The sequence below is a fragment of the Nostoc favosum CHAB5714 genome, assembly GCF_020829495.1.
Taxonomy (GTDB): domain Bacteria; phylum Cyanobacteriota; class Cyanobacteriia; order Cyanobacteriales; family Nostocaceae; genus Nostoc; species Nostoc favosum.
Genome location: NZ_JAIVFQ010000033.1, coordinates 18,048 through 41,976 on the forward strand (window position 1 = coordinate 18,048; position 23,929 = coordinate 41,976).

Here is a 23,929-nt window from a genome sequence, read left to right on the forward strand (position 1 = left end):
ACAAATGACAGTAAAACTGGCAATTGTAGGCATGGATGCTTTTTTCGGTACAAGCTATGGATTGGATAACTTTGAGCGTAGTATTTACGAGGCAACTCAACATTTCATTCCTGTTCCTTCTACAAGATATCAAGGCACACAGCAAAATCAGCCAATATTGGAAGGACAGGATTCTCAAAATGATGAAGTATCACTGGGAGCTTACATTCAAGATTTTGAAATCGATGCCTTTCATTTCAAAATCCCACCCAATGACTTAGACAAATACGATCCTGAGCAGTTACTAATGCTGAAGGTGATTGATAATGCTTTAAGTGATGCAAATTTAAACCAAAATCAAAAAAAAATAGCTATTGTTACTGCTATTAGAGAAAATCAAAACAGCGAAATTAATACTAAATTTGATGCGTTTAACCAACAGATTATAGATAATGAAAATAATCCCAGTGAAAAAACAAATATTATTTTGCAAAAAATTTCTAGTTTATGGAATATTTCCGGCCCTAATTTAACTGTAAATGTTGAAGAAAATTCAATTTTTGAGGCGCTAGAGATAGCAAAAATGCTGCTCACCGTTGGGACAGTAGATGCTGTTGTTGTAAGTGCAGTATATTTGGCTGGGCTGGACTGCGATCGCACCACCGACACAAATACTGGTATTACCCTCAGTTATGATTGTAATGCCAGTGGCTCGATAGTAGGTGAAGGGGGCGGAGCGATCGTTTTAAAGCGATATGAAAAAGCTCACCACGATCAAGACCGTATCTATGCAGTGATTGACGCGGTTAGTTTCATACATAAAAGTTCTGCTACCCCAGAGAAATCAGTCAGACAAACCTGCCAGAACGCTTTTGAGAAAGCAGGAGTGAGTCCCAGAGACATCGGCTATGTGGAAGTTTTTGCTAGTGGGGTTGAACAACAAGATGAGGCTGAAATCCAGGGTTTAATCGAAGCCTATCGAGTTCCTAACTCCGAATTTATCTGTGCAATTGGCAGTGTCAAAACCAATATCGGACATACGCATATTGCATCTGGAATTGACAGCTTAATTAAAACTGCTCTGTGTCTTTACAACCGCTATATTCCGGCAACACCGCAGTGGTCTAGCCCGAAAAAGCCAGAAATTTGGCAAAACAGTCCTTTCTACGTCCCTACCGAGTCTAGACCTTGGCTTTTGAGTACAGGACTAACGAAAAGAGTAGCGGCTATTAACAGCCTAGCTAATAACTGTACGTTCGCTCATTTAATATTGTCAGAAGACACCAGTCAGCAAAACCGCAGCAACAGGTATTTGGAACAAAGCCCCTTTTATCTTTTTCCAATTGCTGCTAGCGACCAATCGACTTTACTTGAGAAACTTGATGTATTAGAGCAATCGATTAAAAATAGCTCATCTTTATCTACCACTGCTAGTCAAACTTTTGCTGCTTTTCAAAGTGATTCCCAGGCGACGTATGCATTGGCAATTGTCGGACATAATCAAGACGAATTGCTTCGGGAAATCCAGCGCGGGCGTAAGGGTATTTCTAATGCCTTTGCTCAAGGGAAAGAGTGGAAAAGCCCATCAGGTAGCTATTTCACCGCTAAACCTCTAGGGAAACAAGGTACTATCGCCTTTGTTTACCCAGGTGCTTTGAATTCCTTTATTGGGATGGGTCGAAAACTTTTCCACTTATTTCCCAAAATTCATGACCGTGCCTCCAAATTTGTTTCTAATTCCAGCTTATTTTTTAGAGACAAAGAACTTTATCCAAGAAGTTTAAATAAATTATCAAAAAGGCAACTAGAAGACTTAGAAGCAAAATTGCTCAATGATCCTCTAGCAATGCAAGTTACTGGAACAGGTTTTTCAGTATTGTTAACATATATATTAAGAGATTATTTTAAAGTGGAGCCTCAAGCTGCATTTGGATACAGTATGGGCGAAAGCACCATGCTGTACGCTCTGAATGCTTGGACTAGCGGTGAAGATGTTAGCAACTTTGTCCATTCATCTGAACTATTTAAAACACGCTTAGTTGGTGCTAAAAATACAGTTCGGGATTATTGGGGCTTACCTGACAATCCCAATAATGAGGGCGAAGCTGTGTGGCATAGCTATGTTCTCATGGCTCCGGTATCCGCAGTTAGTTCTTGCTTAGAAAAAGAAAACCGGGTCTATTTGACAAATATCAACACGCCGACAGAAGTTGTCATTGCTGGAGAACCCCAAGCCTGTCTCAGAGTGATTGCAGCTTTGAATTGTGAAGCTTTCCGTTCACCTGCTGATATGGTACTTCATTGCGATTTGATGCTTTCTGAATACGATGATCTGATTAAACTTAATACCTCACCCGTTCAAAATGTATCCGGAATTAATTTCTATTCATCAGCTAATTACAACTTGATTCCCCTTGAGAAAGAATCCCTAGCTCACAACATTAGTCGAGGATTTTGTCAGCGTGTTGATTTTCCTCAACTGATTAACCGAGTTTATGAAGATGGAGCCAAGATATTCATTGAAATAGGCCCAGGTAACACTTGTTCCCGATGGATTGCTGACAACCTAAAACAGAAAGAACACACTACCGTATCCATAAATCGCAGAGGATGTGATGATTATACTGCCATTGTCAAAGCTTTGGCACAACTTCTCAGCCATCGTGTATCTGTGGATTTATCACCACTATATTCTTTAGTACAAGAAAGCGTTAGTAAAAAGAAATCTTTACTAAAAACTATTACCCTAGAACGCTACCCACTTATTCCTGTTGCTACAAGTAGTGAAGATTTAAATATAGTCAGCTTGTCAGCAAGTGATTTACAACCGCAACAGAAACAACTAAGTTTAGTTGGATCTGAAAAACTACAAACAAGCATGAGGATTGCTAACAATGCCTACATAGCAAATGATTCGTCGAAAATCGCGGTAACTATGGATAAAGAGCGTGATTTTTATGATGCGGATCGCTCTAAAAATTATGTTAGCCGTAAGCCTGAAAACGTTGTTTACGATGAAGTAGATGTTTTGGAGTTTGCTAAAGGTACAGTTTCAAAAGTATTGGGTAAAGATTTTGAAGTTATCGACCCCTATCTGAGACGAGTACGCCTACCAAATCCTCCTTATCTATTTGTCAGTCGCGTTACGAAAATTGCAGGTGAACGAGGTGAATATAATACAGGTTTCATCGAAACTGAATATGATTTTCCTCAAGATGCTTGGTACTCGGTTGATGGTCATATTCCGCTAGGAATATATGAAGAGTCAGCACAGGGTTTTTTACTTTTACTTGGCTATCTTGGGACTGACTTCGAGAATAAAGGGCAACGGTCATTTCGCTTACTAGACTTAACTGCTACATTTATCTGCGAGCAACCCGAAGAGATTAAAACTGTTCGTTACACTGTCAAAATCAATTCTTATGTCAGAACTAATTACAATTTGATCGTCTTTTTTACTTGTGAATGTTTTATTAACGACAAACTGTTTCTGAAAGTATCTGGAGGCTGCGCCGGACTATTTTCAGATGAGGAACTAGAGCAAGGACAAGGTATTATTGTTTCGGCGCGTGACGAAAAACTAAAAAGCCAAATTCAGAAGCAGAATTTTCAAGCGCCACTATTTTGTGAAAAATCTACTTTTGAATGGAAAGACCTGCTCTATTTGAGCCAAGGTAATATTGCTGGTTGCTTTGGCGATCGCTATCAGCAAAATGGCTTGAATCCATCCCTACGCTTACCCCCACAAAAGCTGTTAATGATTGATCAAGTGCTATCTGTTGATCCTAAAGGGGGAGCAGCAGGATTAGGTTTAGTTACGGCTCAAAAATCTGTAGAACCAGATGATTGGTATTTTCTCTGTCACTTTCAAAATGACCCGACTATGCCCGGTAGTCTCATGGTTGAAGGTAGTTCTCAGTTATTACAATTTTATCTCCTCTTCTTGGGACTCCAAACTAGTACTGTAGATGGCAGATTCCAAATCGTGCCTCAGCGTCCCCAAATAGTACGTTTTCGTGGACAAGTTACCCCAACTTCAGGAATTTTGAACTATCGACTTGAAGTTATTGAAATTGGCTTATCTCCAAAACCTTTTATTATAGCCAATGTCGATGTTTTCTTTGGTGGTAAAACAATTGCTTACGTCAAAAATTTGGGCTGGCAATTAACTGAAAGATATGAAAATTCATGATAGCAATTCAAAATTCAAAACTATAGATATGAGTGGAGATTTTTCCAAATGTTAGGAAATAGCAAGAAAAATAAAGATGTTTTTGCAACTCTACTAGCTGAAGACAGCAATGCTACAAGCTATTTTAATAATGCAAATAAAGCAGGGAAAGGTGATTTAGATTTAATTGCTTTTGACGAAATAGAAATCAAAAATCGGTTGTTGAATTTGCATCAACCCTGTTATGTCCTCAGAAACCAGAGTCGGATTGGTATCGCCAACCAAGGCAATTTTTACTTCCCTGACAACAGTCGAAGTGGATTGTTAGAGACTTTGATGGTTGCTCCGGCGCTACCGCCTCAACAGTTAGGCGATCGCAGCTTCCTAGATTTTCATGGGGTAAAATATGCATATACTGCTGGTGCTATGGCAGGTGGCATTGCTTCTGCAGAATTAGTAATTGCTCTGGGAAAAGCAGGTATTTTGGCTAGCTTTGGTGCGGCTGGTTTAGTTCCTTCCCGGATTGAAGCAGCTATTCACCAAATTCAGCAAGCTCTGCCCCAAGGGCCTTACGCATTTAACCTAATTCATAGTCCGAGCGAAGAAGCCTTGGAACGTCAGGCCATTGATTTGTACCTCAAACACGGTGTTCGGACTGTAGAAGCTTCTGCCTTTCTCGGTTTGACACCTCATATCGTCTATTATCGAGCTGCTGGATTGAATCTCAATGCACTCGGTCAAATCGAGATAAACAACAAAGTCATTGCCAAAATTTCTCGCTCAGAAGTTGCAACAAAATTTTTACAGCCAGCGCCTACAAAAATTCTCAAGCAGCTTGTTGAACAACAACTGATTACAGAGTTACAAGCGACGTTGGCAGAAAAAGTGCCAATGGCTGATGATATTACCGTAGAAGCAGATTCGGGTGGACATACAGATAATCGTCCCCTTGTCTGCCTTTTACCCTCAATCTTAGCTCTCCGGGACGAGATGCAGCGCCAGTACCGCTACGACAGACAGGTAAGGATCGGTGCTGCGGGAGGTATTGGCACACCTGAGTCAGCATTAGCCGCCTTCATGATGGGGGCGAGTTATGTGGTAACGGGGTCGATTAATCAATCCTGTGTTGAAGCTGGTACTTCTGTTCATACAAAAAACTTGCTAGCTAAAGCTGCTATGGCAGACGTAATTATGGCTCCTTGTGCCGATATGTTTGAAATGGGGGTAAAGGTACAACTGCTCAAACTTGGTAACTTTTTCCCCATGCGGGCGCAGAAATTGTATGATCTTTACAAAAATTACAACTCAATTGACGAAATTCCACTTGAGGAAAGACAAAAATTAGAACAGCAAGTATTTGGTAGAAACTTAGAAGCAATTTGGGAAGATACAGTTAAATTTTTCTCTGAACGAGATCCAGAGCAAATTACTAGAGCAAATGATAATCCCAAACGGAAAATGGCTCTGATTTTTCGCTGGTATCTAGGATTATCCTCTCGCTGGTCTTCCTCTGGTGAAAAAGGCCGAGAAATGGATTATCAAATTTGGTGCGGGCCTGCGATCGGTGCTTTTAATGAATGGGTAAAAGGGTCTTACTTAGCTGAACCGAATGCACGGCGTGTAGTTGATGTTGCCTACCATATTATGAATGGAGCAGCCTACTTGTACCGATTACAAAGCTTGAAACTTCAGGGATTGCAGCTACCGGAGGACTACCGTTATTATCGTCCCATGCCTTTAATCTCCTAGATTTTCTTAAAACCTCGCATAATTTCTGGATTTAGTGATGAATAGTTTATAAGGGTTAGTAGTTTTGGTTGAGAACATAACCCAAAAATTTCCGGTTTATTCTCAGAGGATGCAAAAAAAAATCTACCTGAAGTCCTGAATCACGGCAATTTATATTAAAGCTTCAGCAAAAGTGAAACTTAATTCCAAATCTCTTTGAGTCCAACTTAGTTACTTAAGGTATGCAAATGAACCAACATATTACTATTTCAAATGATGCACACTCTCAAAGTGTAGAGACTATTCAAGTTTGGTTAGTTGCCCAATTCGCCGAGCGACTGGAAATTGATCCCGAAGACATAGATACCTCTGAGCCTTTCGATAACTACGGTCTAAATTCAGCAGAAACAATGATCCTGCTCGGAAGGTTAGAAAAGTGGCTCGGACGAAATTTGAGTCCTACTTTAATTTTTAATTACCCGACTATTGCAGAACTTGCCCAGCGATTAGCTGAGGAAACTAGTGTTTCAAAGCAATTTCATAAATGTAGTACAACCCAGGAAGATAGTTGAATGGAACCGATCGCAATAATTGGTATTGGCTGCCGGTTTCCTGGTGCAAAAGATCCAGAGGCTTTTTGGGAGCTTTTGCGTAACGGCGTAGATGCCATCACAGATATACCCACAAATCGATGGGATTTGAGTGAACTCTACGACCCAGACCCGGAAATAATCGGCAAAATGAACTCGCGGTGTGGCGGCTTTTTGCAACAAGTAGACCAGTTTGACCCCCACTTCTTCGGAATTTCGCCGAGAGAAGCCATGTCTATGGACCCCCAGCAACGACTTCTGCTAGAGGTGGCTTGGGAGGCATTGGAAGATGCTGGACAGGTGCGAGAACAACTGTTGGGGACACGCACTGGTGTGTTTGTGGGGATTTCATCAGCTAACGATTACAGTTTAATTCAAGGAGAGGATTATTCTAATCGACCCAATAGCTACGATCTGACTGGTAACGCATTGAGCGTTGCGGCTGGTCGCCTTTCCTATCTATTTAACTTTCGGGGGCCGAGTATGGCAGTTGACACTGCCTGCTCCTCCTCACTCGTTGCAGTTCACCTCGCCTGTCAAAGTCTATGGAACAAAGAGTCTACCCTGGCTTTAGCTGGAGGTGTGAATCTCATTGTTTCACCAACTGGTAATATTGGCTTAACCAAGTTAAAAGCTCTGTCTCCCGATGGTCGTTGCAAAACCTTTGACGCACAAGCCAATGGCTATGTTCGCAGTGAGGGATCTGGTTTTGTTGTCCTCAAACCTTTATCTCAGGCTCTGGCAGACAATGACCAGATATATGCACTCATCCGTGGTAGCGCCATCAATCACGATGGTCGCAGCAAAGGGCTGACTGTGCCTTATGGCCCTGCTCAAGAAGCACTGATTCGTCAGGCTTTGGACAATGCTGGGGTGACACCAGACCAAATCAGCTATGTTGAATTGCACGGTACTGGCACTCCTTTGGGAGATCCCATTGAAGCGATCGCTCTCGGAACTGTTTTGGCTACTGACCGTCCTGCTGGAAATTACTGTGCTGTCGGCTCGGTAAAAAGCAACATTGGGCATTTAGAAGCAGCCTCTGGCATCGCTGGTTTAATTAAAGTTGCGTTATCCCTCAAGCATCAACAGATACCACAAAATCTGCATTTTCACCAGCCTAACCCCTATATTCCTTTTGACACTCTACCCATCCGAGTGCAGCAGTCTTTGACACCTTGGCCTCAAGGGTCTAGTCAAGCCAAGGCTAGCATTAGCTCTTTTGGGTTTTCGGGAACTAATGCTCATGTTGTCTTAGAGCAGCCTCCCCAATTCGCAGATATCTCGCAACAGCAACAATCTTACTTACTACCCCTGTCAGCCCAGAGCCAGGAAGCTGTCAAATCACTAGCACAAGCTTATCAGAATTTTCTAGAAACTCAAGAACCCGATGCTGTTTTACTGGCAGACATTTGTTATACAGCAAGTGTGCGACGCACTCACTATGAACACCGCCTAGCTTTGTTGGCTGATTCTCCCACACAACTCCAAGAAAAGTTACAAGATTTTTTACAAAGCAAGTTAGAGACTAATCAATCTTCTAATCGCAAGCATCGCCATCGCCGTCCGAAACTAGTTTTTGTGTTCTCCGGTCAGGGGCCGCAATGGTGGGCTATGGGTCGGGAGTTACTAGAACAGGAACCAGTCTTTCGCGCCACTATAGAAGAATGTGATGCCCTAATCAAATCTCATACTAATTGGTCTTTATTAGCAGAACTGACAGCTGATGCCTCTCAATCTCGTTTGCAAGAGACAGAGATTGCCCAGCCAGCAATTTTTGCACTGCAAGTGGCGCTTGCTTGTCTGTGGCGGGCTTGGGGTATTGAACCGAAGGCGGTGGTGGGTCATAGTCTGGGTGAAGTAGCAGCAGCCCATATTGCTGGCGTTCTGAGTTTAGCAGATGCCGTGCAGCTAATCTGCGATCGCGGTCGTTTGATGCAACAAGCTACTGGCAATGGCAAAATGGCAGCAGTGGAATTGTCGCCGAAAGACACAGAGTATTGGTTGCGTGGATACGAAGGGCGACTAGCGATCGCTGCTATTAATAGTCCCACTTCCACAGTAGTTTCGGGAGAACCTGCTGCCATAGAATCATTTCTAGAGTTACTCCAACGCGAACAACCTACGGTTTTCTGCAAGTTGCTACCTGTGAATTATGCCTTCCACAGCCCGCAAATGTTACCCTTTGCTGAGGAATTAGTAGAAACACTAGATCAACTCCAGCCACAAGCAGCAAAAATTCCCATCTTCTCAACCGTCACAGGTCAGTCTAGGAATGGTGCAGATTTCGATGCCGCCTACTGGGGACGCAACCTACAGCAACCCGTCCGCTTTGCACCAGCAATTGAAGAACTAGTAAGTGCAGGTCAAACTATTTTCCTGGAAATTAGCCCCCACCCAGTACTTTCGGGTTATATTTCCCAGTGTCTTAGTCATCTTGGTCAAGAGGGAACGGTATTATCTTCTCTGCGGCGCGGTCAGCCGGAACGGGCAACGCTACTTAGTTCTTTAGGCAACCTTTACAATTTAGGATTTACCGTTGACTGGAAGCAACTATATCCATCTGAATATCAGGTTGTTAGCCTACCCTCCTACCCTTGGCAACGCGATCGGTATTGGTTTGAACGTAAACCTCAAGCAAAGCTATCAACTGGCAAGACAAATCTGCATCCGCTATTAGGTCAAAAGGTACGTTCAGCCATCAAGGAGACTTTATTTGAGTCGGAATTGAGCATCAATTTACAGCCGTTTCTAGTTGGTCATCAGGTTTATGGCATAGTGGTTTTGCCAGGAGCGGCTTACTTAGAAATAGCTCTAGCTGCGGCGAAGGTAGCTTTTGGCTCAGGATCTTCTCTCCAGGAGGTATTGATTCAGGAACCACTAATTATCCTAGAAGATGCTAGTCGGGTTGTCCAGTTAATTCTGACACCTGAAGGTGTTGGGCAAGCTTCTTTCCAAATATTGAGCCAAGCAGATGATGCAAGCTCTTGGATACAGCACGCAACTGGAAAAATTCACGCAGGGCAGACAAACTCAGGAGAAATTGTTTCTCTCAAAGACTTCCAGGCACGCTTTCAGGAAGAATTATCAGCCAAAACATACTATCAAAATCTGCGAAATCGGGGATTGGAGTATGGAGAAAGTTTTCAAGGAATTGAACAACTCTGGCGACGCGATGGAGAAGCTCTGGGGCGGATTCGGCTGCCATTAGGATTAGTTTCAGAAGCGGCAGCATTTGAGTTGCACCCTGTACTGGTGGATTCTGGTTTTCAGCTTTTATTTGCTACCTTAGCTGATGTTGCTGAAGGAGATACTTATCTCCCAGTCGGGTTGGATAATCTGCGGGTATACCGTCGCCCCGAAAGTCAATTGTGGATTCATGGTCAAATACGTCCCCAAGATAGCTCAAATCAAGAAACCCGCATCGGCGATCTGCGGCTTTTTGACGATGCTGGACAGGTAATAGCAGAAATTGAGGGTTTGCACGTCAAGCGTGCCAAACGTGAAGTACTGCTACAATTTGCTCAAAAGAACCTAAATAATTGGCTTTATGAAGTAGAGTGGCAACCTAGAGGGCGTCAATCCAATTTGGCTGAATCTGCGCCAAATCATCCAGGTAGCTGGTTACTCTTCGCTGACCAAGAAGGCACAGCAGCAGCCCTAGCAGGACTTCTGGAAAGTCAGGGTGAAACTTGTGTTATGGTCTTCCCCGGTGAACGATATGAGTTATCGAAGGCGGGACATTACACAATCAATCCTGCCTGTGCAGAAGATTTTCAGCAGTTATTCCGGGAGGTTTCACAGACATATAAAGCCCCGTTGCGTCAAGTAGTCCACTTATGGGGATTGGATACTCTTTCTTTAGAAGAGATCACCGCAGATTCTCTCAAAATCGCTCAGACATTGGGTTGCCAAAGTGTACTGCATTTAGTAAAGGGGCTGACCCAGGTTGAAAAATCGGCGTCTCCCCGGCTGTGGTTGGTGACACAAAATACTCAACCCGTAGAATCGTCAGCTACTCCCTTGGCAGTGGTACACTCAACCTTGTGGGGATTAGGTCGAGCGATCGCTCTAGAACACCCGGAGATTTGGGGAGGAATGGTAGATTTAGCGGCTGGCATCTCTGGTGATGAAGCTGCCACACTGTTTACCGAAATTTCCCAGCCGGATAGAGAAGATCATTTAGCTTTCCGCAGTGGACAACGTTATGTTGCCCGCTTGGTTCAAAGTAGCAGTAAATCAGTACCGCCTTTATCCTTGCACAACGATCGCACTTACCTAATTACTGGTGGTCTGGGTGGTTTAGGACTGAAGCTCGCTGAGTGGATGGTGGAGCAAGGAGCGCGGCACTTAGTATTAGTAGGGCGCAGTGATGCTACTGATGCTACCCGCAAAGCTGTGAACCAACTAGAACATTCTGGTGCTAAAGTCCTGGTGGCTAAGGGAGATGTTTCTCAACACAGAGATGTTAGCAATATCTTGGGGAAAATTTCGGAATCAATGCCGCCATTGCGAGGCATCATCCATGCTGCGGGTGTTCTCGACGATGGAATGCTGCGCCAACAAAACTGGGAACGCTTTACTAAAGTGATGGCTCCGAAAATCCAAGGAGCTTGGAATCTGCACCTCTTAACGCAGAACTTGCCTTTAGACTTCTTTGTGATGTTTTCATCAGTAGCCTCCTTGCTTGGCTCACCAGGACAAGGCAACTATGCCGCCGCCAATGCTTTTTTAGATGCACTTGCCCATTATCGCTACGCTCAAGGATTACCAGGGTTGGCTATCAACTGGAGTACCTGGGCAGAGGTGGGAATGGCCGCTAACTTGGGTAGTCAAGAGCAACAGCGCTTGGCTGCAATGGGGATGGATACCATTGCACCACAGCAAGGATTACAAGTACTGGGACAATTACTTCAACAGTCATCTGCCCAGGTTGGGGTAGTACCTGTGGAATGGTCGCAATTTATGCAGCAATTTTCTGCTGATACCGTTCCAGCGTTGCTTACCGAGTTAGGCTCACAACCCAAAGCTGAACCACCATCGGTACAACAGCTAGAGTTTGTTCAGAGATTAGAAAAAGTTTCTGTGCGCGATCGCCACGAAATGTTACTTGCTCACGTCCAAGACCAAGTTGCTAAAGTTTTGGGTCGAGGTTCGTCTCATTCCTTAGAGCCGCATCAAGGTTTCTTCGACATCGGTATGGACTCTCTAACCTCCGTCGAGTTGCGTAACCGTCTGCAAACTTCTCTAGGGCGCTCTCTGTCTTCAACATTAATCTTTGACTATCCAACTCTCGATACTCTTGCTAAGTATCTGGCTAATGAGATGTTTTTTGTGGAACAGTCTACAGAATTGCCTACTGCGATCGAGAACAATCATCATCAACAGATTATCACCTCGGCAGAACTTAAACAGCTTTCAGAAGAAGATGCAGAGGCATTACTGCTCAGGGAATTAGAAAGTATTAGGTTCTAGTAGTTTGCATTAATTTTGATGAGTTCGTAGTAAGGACTTTAGTCCTAGATAGGACTTACGCAAGAGTTACGGAATAACGAACCACAGAGGCGCAGAGTACACGGAGAAATCAGAGTTTGAGAGATATTTTGCGTAAGTCTTACTAGATTTTTAAGCACTTCAGTGCCTACTACGAACCCAGCAAATTTAATGAGACAAACCACTAGTATTTAACCAACCTAAAAATTTCTGGATGAGGCTTTTCCTTGAATCGCGGCTTTGTACGAGCAATAACTAAGTTTAATTTACTCATTAATTGGAGGATTTTATGGAGAGATTAGCTATTGTAGGTGCGGGTATTTCTGGAACACCAGCAGGATATTACCTACAAGATCAATACGATATTGAGATTTATGAACAAAGCAACCGTGTGGGTGGACATGCTAACACAATAGAGGTTTTTGAGGGAGATAAAAGTTTTTTCATAGACACAGCTTTTGTAGTTTTTAATAAGCCCAATTATCCTTGCTTGACACAATTTTTTCAGGATTTAAAGGTTGAAACCCAAAAGCATATAGGAGGGTTTAATTTCTATAATTTAGATTCAGGAATCCAATTCAGTTCCGAAGAATTTGATCTAAAAAGAGAAGAAGTCGAGCAAAATTGTAATCCTTCTTTTCTCAGCTTATATGACGAAGCCAATCGTTTCTTTACTCAGTGTAGAAATGATTTCTGGGAAGGCAAAACAAGAATTCCCATGAAAGATTATTTAGACAAAAATAATTTTAGCCAGGAATTCACAGATAATTTTGTGATGTTGATGGGTTCAGCCGTCTGGTCAATTCCTACAGATTCGCTGATGGATTTTCCCGCGTCTACCTTTATTAGCTTTTTTATGACTCATGATAAAGGAGGCCTGGGTGGAAAATCTGTAGAATGGGAAACAGTTACTAAAGGTAGTTCAAGATATGTAGAAAAAGTCAAATCTTTGCTGAAGCGACCTATTAGAACCGGACAAAAGGTTATCTCAGTTAAACGAGAGCAAAACCAGGTTATTGTTAAGACTGCAACTGGAGAAGAAGTTTTTGACAAAGTTATTATTGCAACTCATGCTGACCAAGCGCTACAAATTTTAGAAGAACCAACCGATTTGGAAAGAGAATTACTTAGTACTTTTAAATATCATGAAACTGCTGTAACATTGCATACTGATTCTGCTGTCATGCATCCTGATATAAATACGTGGAAATCATGGAACTATGGACAAATAACCAGAGATGAAAAAAATTATACCTTTGTAACTTATTACTCTAATATGGTGCATAATTTTCAAGCAGAGAAAGACTACTTTGTATCTCTTGATACTCCTCCTGTAGAAATTGATAAAAACAAAATTATTCAGGTCATCAACTATAAACATCCAGAGTATGACATGAATACTCTAGAGGCTCAAAAACAGCTTAACAAACTAAATGATACAGGCCCTGTCTATTTCTCAGGAACTTATTTTCACATCAAGAAAAGAGGAATTGATTCTTATGGTTTCCATGAAAGTGGAATTGCTAGTGCCTTAGAAATCGTCAACAAATTAAAACAGGCATAGCAATTTGCTTCAACTTTCATATAGGACTCCTTTTTGATTTTTGAAAAAACTCCTCCTCAACTCGAAAGGGCTGATTCCCTACTCCCTACGCAAGTAAATTCAAAAATCAAATTGGATTGCTATAGTTCGCCAATTTTTCACCTATATAGAAATAGGGAACGTATTGATATGAGTAACAATTTAGAAAACTCCCAACCTTTATCCCCAACAAAACGCGCTCTTTTGGCCTTGCAGGAAATGCAAGCGAAACTAGAAGCCAACGAACGGGCTAAGACAGAACCAATAGCCATTATTGGTTTAGGTTGCCGATTTCCAGGAGGCAGCAACGATCCAGAATCATACTGGCAAATGTTGCGTAATGGGATAGATGCCATTACAGAAGTACCCGCAGACCGCTGGGATATTGATGCTTACTATGACCCAAATCCTGATGCTACAGGGAAAATGTATGTCCGCAACGCCGGGTTTCTAGACCAGGTAGATCAGTTTGACCCCCAATTTTTTGGGATTGCGCCTCGGGAAGCTGTGAATATGGACCCGCAGCAGCGGCTACTCTTAGAAGTGAGTTGGGAAGCCCTAGAAAATGCTGGGCTGGCACAGGAGGGGCTAGTTGGTAGTCCAACTGGGGTTTTTGTCGGGATTATGAATCTGGATTATTTCCAGGTAGCAGCCAACGACCCCAGTCTCGCCGATGCCCATACTGCCACTGGTAGCGCTTTTAGCGTTACTTCTGGTAGATTGTCTTACACTCTAGGTCTACAAGGGCCAAGCATGGCAATAGATACAGCCTGCTCGTCGTCCTTGGTGACAGTCCATATAGCTTGCCAGAGTTTACGTACAAGAGAGTGTAATTTAGCTCTGGCTGGCGGAGTGAATTTGATTCTGACACCAGTGGTAACTATTAATGAATGCCGAGCGAGGATGCTAGCTGCCGATGGTCGCTGTAAAACCTTTGATGCTGCGGCTGATGGCTATGCACGGGGAGAAGGGTGCGGGATTGTAGTTCTCAAACGCCTAAGTGATGCGATCGCTGATGGTGACAATATTTTAGCCCTAATTCGGGGGTCGGCTGTCAACCAAGACGGTCGTAGCGGCGGTTTAACGGTTCCCAATGGCCCATCTCAGCAAGCAGTTATCCGCACAGCTTTGGCTAACGCTGGGGTAACGCCTAATCAGGTGAGTTACGTAGAAGCTCACGGCACAGGCACATCACTAGGAGACCCCATCGAATTGCGGGCCTTAGCAGCAGTACTAGGTCAAGGACGCTCTCCAGACCAGCCGTTGATAGTTGGTTCAGCTAAAACCAACATGGGACACTTGGAAGCAGCAGCTGGAGTGGCGGGTTTAATCAAGTTAGTACTGGCTCTGCAACATCAAGAAATACCACCTCATCTACACTTACATAACCCTAATCCTTATATACCTTGGGCAGAACTGCCAATCAAAATTTCTACAGAACTCACTCCCTGGTCTTCGCCCAACGGATCACGCATTGCGGGTCTGAGTTCCTTCGGTTTTAGTGGCACTAATGCTCATTTGGTAGTTGAAGAAGCGCCAACCCGTCAGCAAAAGCCAAAGGAAGTAGAACGCCCCCTGCACCTGCTAACTCTCTCGGCAAAAACTGAAGGCGGATTACAGGAGTTAGCCAGTAAATTTTACACCACATTCAAAGCCTATCCCGATCTGAACTTAGCTGATGTCTGCTTTAGTGCTAATACAGGTCGCTCTGTATTTGCTAATCGCCTAGCAGTAATAGCTGAAAATTCAGCCCAGATATGCGAACAGCTAGCAGCCTTCAGCAGTGGTAATCATCTATGGGGAGTATTGAGTGGGCAACCTCAAGACAGTCGTCGGCCCAAGATCGCCTTTTTGTTCACCGGACAAGGTTCCCAATATGTAGGCATGGGATACGAACTTTATGATACCCAGCCGACTTTCCGCCAAGCCCTAGAGCGCTGCGATGCTATTTTGCGCCCTTATCTGCCAAAACCTCTGTTGTCTGTAATTTATCCCGCCACAGGTGAGAATTCCCCCCTCGACCAAACACTTTACACCCAACCAGCTTTATTTGCTTTGGAATATGCTCTGTATGAATTATGGCGCTCTTGGGGAATTGAGCCAAATGCCGTCATGGGTCACAGTGTCGGCGAATATGTAGCAGCTTGTGTAGCTGGGGTGTTCAGCTTGGAAGATGGGTTGAAGTTGATTGTGGATCGCTCCCGTTTGATGCAAGCATTACCACCAGGGGGTGAGATGGCGGCGGTGTTTGCATCGGAAGCGCAGGTGGTCGCGGCGATCGCTCCCTATACTCAGCAAGTAGCGATCGCGGCGGTTAATGGCCCACAAAATATAGTTATTTCCGGTGAAGGCGTGGCTTTACAGGTGGTGTTAAAGGAATTAGAAGCCGAAGGAATAGTCACTCGTCCCTTAACAGTATCTCATGCCTTTCACTCTCCTCTGATGGAGCCGATGCTAGCGGAGTTTGAGCAGAAAGCAGCAGCAGTAACTTATGCGACTCCCCGGATAGACTTGATTTCCAATGCGACTGGACAAATTGTACAGGGAGCAGAAATAGGTCAAGCCAGATATTGGCGTCGTCATGTGCGGGAGACGGTGCGATTTGCCGCAGGTATACAGACTCTCCAAGCCCTTGGGTATGACCTGTTTGTGGAAATCGGCCCAAGTCCCATACTGATCGGTATGGGGCGGCAATGTTTACCAGAAGGAACTGGGGTTTGGTTATCAAGCTTACGCCGTGGACAAAACGATTGGCAGCAGTTGCTCCAGAGTTTAGCCTTGCTCTATGTCCAAGGCGTGAAAGTGGACTGGTCTGGCTTTGACCACGATTATCAACGCGATCGCCTGCCTCTGCCTACCTATCCCTTCCAAAGAAAGCGTTATTGGTTTGAGAGCCAAGCACCCAAGCAGCCAGAAGTACAGATTGTATCAAACAAAAATGTTGGATACCCGATTCACAATCTTTTACAATCTGGAGATACCCAACAACTAGCTCGAAAGTTAGAAATAGTTGAACAACTACCAGCAGCACAAGTGCAATCCATCCTGGAGAGTATGCAGCTTGCTCAACTTTCTCAACGTATTGTCCAGCTTTCTCCAGACAGATATGAGCTACTTAAACAGTTGCTCTTACAAGATCAGCAGCACTTGATTCTGGATTATCTGAGTGATTCATTATACGAAGTGCAGTGGCAACCCCAAGAGCGTTTGAGTGTACCGCCTGTTTCCGTTAACCAGCCGGGCAAATGGCTGATATTCGCAGATCGGGCTGGTGTGGGACAGACACTAGCAGAACTGCTGCGATCGCGCGGTGAAAAATATGTAATGATTTATCCTGGCGAAGCCTATGAAATCTTAGAAGGTGGACATCGGAAAATCAACCCAGCAAATCCTCAAGATTGTCAACGACTATTGCAGGAAACTCTCGGAAATAATGGTCTGTCGTGTCGTGGAATAGTGCATCTGTGGAGTTTAGATGCAGCAATGGACGACCAAATTACACCATCTTCTTTAGAGAAGGCGCAACTACTTGGCTGTGGAAGTGTACTGCATCTTGTTCAGGAACTCGTCAAACAGAGTAAGTCAGCATTAACTCGGATATGGTTGATAACTTCTGGCACACAAGCAGTGGAAACAAAACCTGTTTCTCTAGCAGTAGCTCAAGCACCTTTGTGGGGAATGGGCCGGGCGATCGCACTAGAGCATTCTGAAGTTTGGGGAGGGTTGATAGATTTAGATCCTAGTATCTCTAGCGATCGGCAAGCTCTTTCTCTATTAACAGAAATTTGGCAGCCTGATGGCGAGGATCAACTCACCTTACGCGGGGAAAAACGCTATGTTGCTCGTTTGGTGCGTAGCAATAAACTGCCATCTAAACCTGTGCAATTGCAAGCTGATGGTACTTACCTAATTACTGGCGGCTTAGGCAGTTTAGGGCTGAAAGTTGCCCAGTGGCTGGTAGAACAAGGGGCACGAAACTTGGTGCTAATAGGACGCAGGGGCCTTCCCGATCGTGCTACATGGGCAACTTTGCCAAAGGATACCGAAATCTGGGAACGGGTGCAGGCTATTCAAGCCTTAGAAAATATAGGTGCTAATGTCGTCGTCGCTCAGGCTGATGTCAGCAACCAGGCTCAAATCTCTGCGGTTTTTGAACAGTTACACAATGCTCAAATTCCTTTAAAAGGAATTGTTCATGCTGCTGGAATAGCTGAGTATAAACCCTTACAAGACATCGACCTTAAGACCCTTGAATCCACTCTGCAATCGAAAGTAGCGGGTGGGTGGCTTTTACATCAACTCAGTTTGGGGATGAATTTAGACTTCTTCGTTTGCTTCTCCTCAATTGCTTCAGTGTGGGGTTCTAGAGGACAAGCACATTATGCTGCTGGCAACCACTTTCTCGACACCCTTGCCCATTATCGCCAAGCCCTTGGAGTACCAGCTTTAAGTATAAATTGGGGCCCTTGGGCAGGTGGCGGGATGGCTTCGGAAGAAACTCAAACCTTATTAAAGCGGATGGGGTTAGAACCTTGGCAACCAGAAGAAGGGATTGCAGTCTTAGCGCAGCTTTTGGGTACAAACATTGTCCAAACAACAGTGGCTAAGGTTGACTGGAATATCTTCAAAGCAGTTTATGAAGTCAAGGGACAGCGATCGCTACTCAAACAAATTGGCACACAGCTACAAGAACAAGGTGAAGTGCAGCCAGCATTGCGCCCACAGTTTTTAGAGCAATTGGATGCCCTACCAGCCAACAAACGTCAAAGTTTCTTAATTGCTCATCTGCAAAGCCAAGTTGCTGAGGTTTTAGGACTAGAACCATCGCATCTGGCAGACGTACAACAGGGCTTTCTCGAACTAGGCATGGATTCCTTGATGGCTGTGGACTTGAAGAATCGCCTTGAAGTCAGTTTGGGACAATCCTTAAGTTCAACACTAGTTTTTAACTATCCAAATATTGAGGTTTTAGCTAATCACCTGGCTACCCACATTCTTTCCCTAGAGCCATCGACACAACAGGAGTTACAAAAAGATCCCAAAGAATTGTCTCAAGCTTCAGTAGAGCTAGAACAATTTTCTGAAGACGAATTGGCTTCATTACTAGACGCAGAATTAGCCGCCTTGGTTAATTAGGGGCCTAGGGGAGTGTAGGTGAAATCCCATAACAGGAGTTGACCGTGCCAATTTTAGATTAAAAATTATTTCGGTTCATGCCCTGTTCCTAGTAGTCTGTCCCATTAATTCTGATAGGTGAATCAAATTTCGATTTCTCTTCTTCCCTTCTTCCTTTGCGACGGACACTTTCCTCAAGTCGGGAAACCCGCCCACGGAAGTGTCCTCCTCTTTGCGTCCTTTGCGGTTCGTTCTCTTATCCCTCAAAATTAATGACATAGACCACTAGTGGGCGGAACAAATCCAAAATCCAAAAGACGCTCAAAGGACTCGCTAATGCTGCGCTATCGGCAATCCAAAATTGATTGACTTTTTAATCAATTCTGATTTTTTGTTAACCCTACACCCCTTCTTCAAAAGATTTTCAGTCTACTGCATCAAAGATCCTCGATTTTTTGATAACTCTTTAAACACCCTCAGAAATTATTAAAATGAGTAATATTCCCGAAACTATTGACCATCGCGATCGCTTAAAAAATGCACTGCTGGCAGTTAGAGAAATGCGCTCTAAGCTTGACGCAATGGAGCGTGCCAAGACAGAGCCAATTGCCATTATTGGTATGGGTTGCCGACTTCCGGGTGCTAACAATCTGCAAACTTTCTGGTCTTTGCTCCATGATGGAGTGGATGCCATCACAGAGGTTCCTGGAGATCGATGGAACATTGATGAATTCTACGATCCAGACCCTGATGCACCAGGAAAAATGTATGTTAGAAATGCCGGGTTTCTAGACCAAGTAGACCAGTTCGATGCCCAATTCTTTGGCATTACCCCACGGGAAGCTGAGAACATAGACCCCCAGCAACGGCTGTTGTTAGAGGTCAGTTGGGAGGCGGTTGAGCAGGCTGGCATTGCACCCGATCGCTTGAGGAATAGCCAAACCGGCGTATTTGTCGGGATTACCACCAATGATTATTTGCAACTCCAAATTGGGTCTAGCGATCGCACCAAAATCGATGCCTACAGTGCCACAGGCAATTGTCTTAATGCTGTAGCTGGTCGCTTGTCATATACTTTGGGTCTACAGGGGCCAAGTATGGTGGTAGATACGGCTTGCTCATCTTCATTGGTAGCCATCCATTTAGCCTGCCAAAGTCTGCGTAGCCAAGAGTCCGATCTAGCCTTAGCTGGTGGGGTGAATCTCATCCTCTCACCAATTGCTACCATTGCCACTTGTCGAGCCAGGATGTTAGCCCCCGATGGTCGTTGCAAGACTTTTGATGCTGCTGCCGACGGCTTTGCAAGGGGAGAAGGGTGTGGGGTTGTTGTTCTCAAGCGCCTTAGTGATGCGATCGCTGACGGTGACAATATCTTAGCCCTAATTCGGGGATCAGCCGTCAACCAAGATGGCCCCAGTAGTGGTTTGACAGTTCCGAATGGAGTCGCCCAGCAAGCACTGATCCGTAAAGCCTTAGCTAACGCTGGGGTAGAGCCTGGACAAATCAGCTATGTCGAAGCCCACGGCACAGGAACATCTTTAGGAGATCCGATCGAAGTCGAGTCTTTGGGAGCAGTGTTGTGCCAAGAGCGATCGCCACAGGAGCCTTTAATCATTGGCTCGGCAAAAACCAACATTGGGCACTTGGAATCAGCAGCAGGGGTGGCGGGACTGATCAAGGTGGTGCTGGCACTGCAACATCAAGAGATACCGCCTCATCTGCACCTAAAAAATCCCAATCCTTTCATCCCGTGGGCAAAGCTGCCAGTGCTAGTGCCAACCGGGCGATCGCCTTGGACTTCTGGAGATAAACCCCGGATTGCTGGGTTGAGTGGGTTTGGTGTAACTGGTACTAATGCTCACCTCGTCATCGAAGAAGCCCCTACCCGCCAGCAGCAGCCCAATGAAGTAGAACGCCCCTTACATCTGCTCAGTCTCTCAGCGAAAACTGAAAGCGCATTACACGAGTTAGTTGGTAACTTTTACACAGCCTTCAGAGCTAATCTTGACATAAACCTAGCCGATGCCTGCTTTAGTGCCAATACAGGTCGCTCTGTATTTGCCCATCGCTTGGCAGTGGTGGCTGAAGACTCAAATCAGGTGTGTGAACAGCTAGCAGCCTTCAACCTTGGGCAAAATACTGGTGATTTCCTCAAAGGGCAAGTTGATAAATCCCGTCAACCCAAGGTGGCCTTTTTGTTCACCGGACAAGGTTCCCAATATGTAGGCATGGGACGTGAACTTTATGATACCCAGCCGACTTTCCGCCAAGCCCTAGAGCGCTGCGATGCGATCTTGCGCCCTTATCTGCCAAAACCTCTGTTGTCTGTAATTTATCCCGCCACAGGTGAGAATTCCCCCCTCGACCAAACACTTTACACCCAACCAGCTTTATTTGCTTTGGAATATGCTCTGTATGAATTATGGCGCTCTTGGGGAATTGAGCCAAATGCCGTCATGGGTCACAGTGTCGGCGAATATGTAGCAGCTTGTGTAGCTGGGGTGTTCAGCTTGGAAGATGGGTTGAAGTTGATTGTCGATCGCTCCCGTTTGATGCAAGCATTACCACCAGGGGGTGAGATGGCGGCGGTGTTTGCATCGGAAAAACAGGTAATCGCAGCTATGCCTAATACTCAGCAAGTGGCAATCGCGGCGGTTAATGGCCCGCAAAATGTGGTGATTTCAGGGGCGTCGCCAGCAGTACAGACAGTGTTGCAAAAACTGGAAGCACAAGGAATTGAGTCCCGAAGCTTACGAGTTTCTCATGCCTTTCATTCTCCTCTGATGGAACCAATCTTGGCAGAGTTTGAGCAACGCGCTAGCGAGTTGGTTTACCATGAACCTCAAATAGACTTAATTTCCAATGTGACTGGACAACTAGTGCAGCCAGCAGAAATTGGTCAAGCCAGTTATTGGCGTCGTCATCTGCGGCAGCCAGTACGATTTGCCGCAGGGATGCAGACTCTCCAAGCCCTTGGGTATGACTTATTTGTGGAAATTGGCCCACATTCAGTACTTATAGGAATGGGGCAACAGTCTTTACCTGATGGCGTGGGAGTTTGGTTGCCTTCTTTACGTCGTGGACAAAACGATTGGCAGCAGTTGCTCCAGAGTTTGGCATCGCTGTATGTTCAAGGTGTGAAGGTAGACTGGTCTGGCTTTGACCACAATTATCAGCGTAGCCGCGTACCTCTGCCTACTTATCCCTTCCAGCGCCAACGTTTTTGGATTGATACAGCAGTCACTCAGCAAGAGTCAGTTCCAGTTCAGAAGCCAGAAATTCCTGCCATCAGCATCTCTGATACAACCCTAGAGGAGCGTATCCTAGCTCTAGCTGCTAAGACAACTGGACTCAAGTTAGAGCAATTAAATTTGGATATTTCCCTAGAGGCAGACCTGGGATTGGATTCAATCATGATGATGCAACTGATGAGCGGTCTGATAAAATTGGTTCCAGTAGACCAACAGACAGCATTTAGTAGCAAGTTCTCTTTGCGAGACTTGATGCAGTTGCAAACATTAAGGCAAGTAATTCAGATATTTGAGGAGTGGCAAACCTCAGATGAGCAAAACATCGTCAGTGGTGGAGACGCTGTAGTTAGTAACGCAGAAAAAGTTAGTAGAGAGCAGGGCGAAATAAATAATGTGGAAATGCTTCATGGACAGTATTTTCACTTATTAGGTCACTGGGTGGTAAATTCCAACAGCCTGTTTTCTAGTTTACGTTTACAAGGGCCTTTCGACTTAGATATTGCTTGGCAGAGTTGGAAAGACTTGCTATCTCGGCATCCCATGTTGCGATCGCGCTTTCATGTCCCAGAGGGTGCGACTCGCTTTCATGACTACTTAATGGAAGTTATGGAAGATCCAACTCCTCCAGAAATTCCAGTTACAGATATTAGACATCTTGACAGTGATGCTAAAGAGCAGGCTGTACAGGCAGAAGTTGATCGCTGGTTAAATTATGAATGGCCCCTGACTGAATGGCCATTGCATAAATTTTCTGTATTGCGCTTAGAAGATTCGGTATATCAGTTCTTTTTAGGCAACGAACACCTAATTTCTGATGCTCTGGGAAATCATCTCATATTGCGTGAATTTCTAGAAATTTATCGCGCAAATATTTGCAACGATCAGCCTGATCTGCCTCCAGCTACGACCTTAGAAGATTACCGCCATTTAGTGCAAGCCATGAACGCTTGGCACGATCCCGAAGAAGACCGAGCGCTGGCAGCCTACACTAGTAGCCAAGGTAAGGATTCTTACTTCTGGAACCCCAAAGGCGATATTGTTGACCACCCACGCCCCCAATTTCACACTCAACGGTACATTCTCGGACGCGATCGCACTGCTAAACTGATTGAACGTACCCGTGACTGGCGATTACCTGTAAATTCTTTGCTGCTGGGAGCTTTTCTGCGAGCCGTTGTCAAGTTACAGCAGTCTTCACAATCTGTAATCGTTCAAGTCCCAACCGGTGGTAGAGTTTATCCTGGCGCGGATGCTTCTAATGTAGTCAGTAGTTTCGCGCAGAATTTAGCCCTGAGTTTTACGCCACCACAACCGGATGAAGATTGGCAAATTCTGTTAAACCGTGTGCATCAAGAAGTTCAAAATGGCATCGCCATCGGTCTAGACCGAGCGCAGACTCGCCAGATGGGGCTGATGTTCCGGGACAATATAGCCTTAGAAGACGGCAAAATACCTGAGCATAGTTTATCTATGTTTAGGAGCGTATTGAAATCAAATTTATACTTTCCCTACACAGGTCATACTCGTATCAAAACTCAATACGGCCCTGTAGAGGTAATTGATTATCAAGCAGGTGGCATAAATGCTGTTGGAACCATTGATATATTACAAGAGATATTCGACGGCAGTTTGCATCTGTTTGCTAGTTATGACTACAAATTCTTCAACTTGTCCGTTATTGATCAGTTAATGCAGGAATACATTGCTCAGATAGAGGAATTATGCTCACTGACAATTCAACCCCAACAGCCAACAGAACTGCTATCAATATCACAAGTAGATGCAAAAATTGAGTCCACAATTCGACAGGTAGCGGAGGAAATTTGTCACTACCAAATTAGTTCCGAGGAAATGGACAAAGATATGGAGGCGGATTTAGGTGTAGATTCCCTAGAACGTATCCGCATTATTACCCGCTTGGAAAAGCTAATTGGCAAAGTAGATCGCCAAGCCTTACTAAGTTGCAGGAGTTTGCAAGAAATGGCAAACACACTCACCAAATGAGTGCTGAGTTAGAAGT

At 44.6% G+C, this 23,929-nt stretch carries 7 protein-coding genes; all 7 read left to right on the forward strand.

Going from position 1 to position 23,929, the window contains the following annotated elements; genetic code table 11:
- Window positions 1–4 precede the first annotated feature (4 nt).
- A complete protein-coding gene (locus LC586_RS20635; protein WP_229486573.1) occupies window positions 5–4,171 on the forward strand; it encodes a type I polyketide synthase in 4,167 nt (1,388 codons plus the stop codon).
- A 48-nt stretch (window positions 4,172–4,219) separates the two neighbouring features.
- A complete protein-coding gene (locus LC586_RS20640) occupies window positions 4,220–5,899 on the forward strand; it encodes a PfaD family polyunsaturated fatty acid/polyketide biosynthesis protein (protein ID WP_229486574.1) in 1,680 nt (559 codons plus the stop codon).
- Window positions 5,900–6,126: 227 nt separating this feature from the next.
- Window positions 6,127–6,450 (forward strand): acyl carrier protein, encoded by a 324-nt coding sequence (locus LC586_RS20645; RefSeq protein WP_229486575.1) that lies wholly within the window; start codon window positions 6,127–6,129, stop codon window positions 6,448–6,450.
- The gene (locus LC586_RS20650) at window positions 6,451–11,943 is read left to right on the forward strand and encodes a type I polyketide synthase (RefSeq protein WP_229486576.1); all 5,493 of its coding nucleotides are present in this window, start codon (window positions 6,451–6,453) and stop codon (window positions 11,941–11,943) included. It begins immediately after the preceding gene.
- A 307-nt stretch (window positions 11,944–12,250) separates the two neighbouring features.
- On the forward strand, window positions 12,251–13,525 hold the full coding sequence (locus LC586_RS20655; protein ID WP_229486577.1) for an NAD(P)/FAD-dependent oxidoreductase: 1,275 nt from the start codon (window positions 12,251–12,253) through the stop codon (window positions 13,523–13,525).
- A gap of 168 nt (window positions 13,526–13,693) precedes the next feature.
- On the forward strand, window positions 13,694–18,679 hold the full coding sequence (locus LC586_RS20660; RefSeq protein WP_229486578.1) for a type I polyketide synthase: 4,986 nt from the start codon (window positions 13,694–13,696) through the stop codon (window positions 18,677–18,679).
- Window positions 18,680–19,149: 470 nt separating this feature from the next.
- Complete coding sequence (locus tag LC586_RS20665) at window positions 19,150–23,913, forward strand: type I polyketide synthase (protein ID WP_229486579.1); 4,764 nt, start codon at window positions 19,150–19,152, stop codon at window positions 23,911–23,913.
- The last annotated feature ends 16 nt before the right edge of the window (window positions 23,914–23,929 follow it).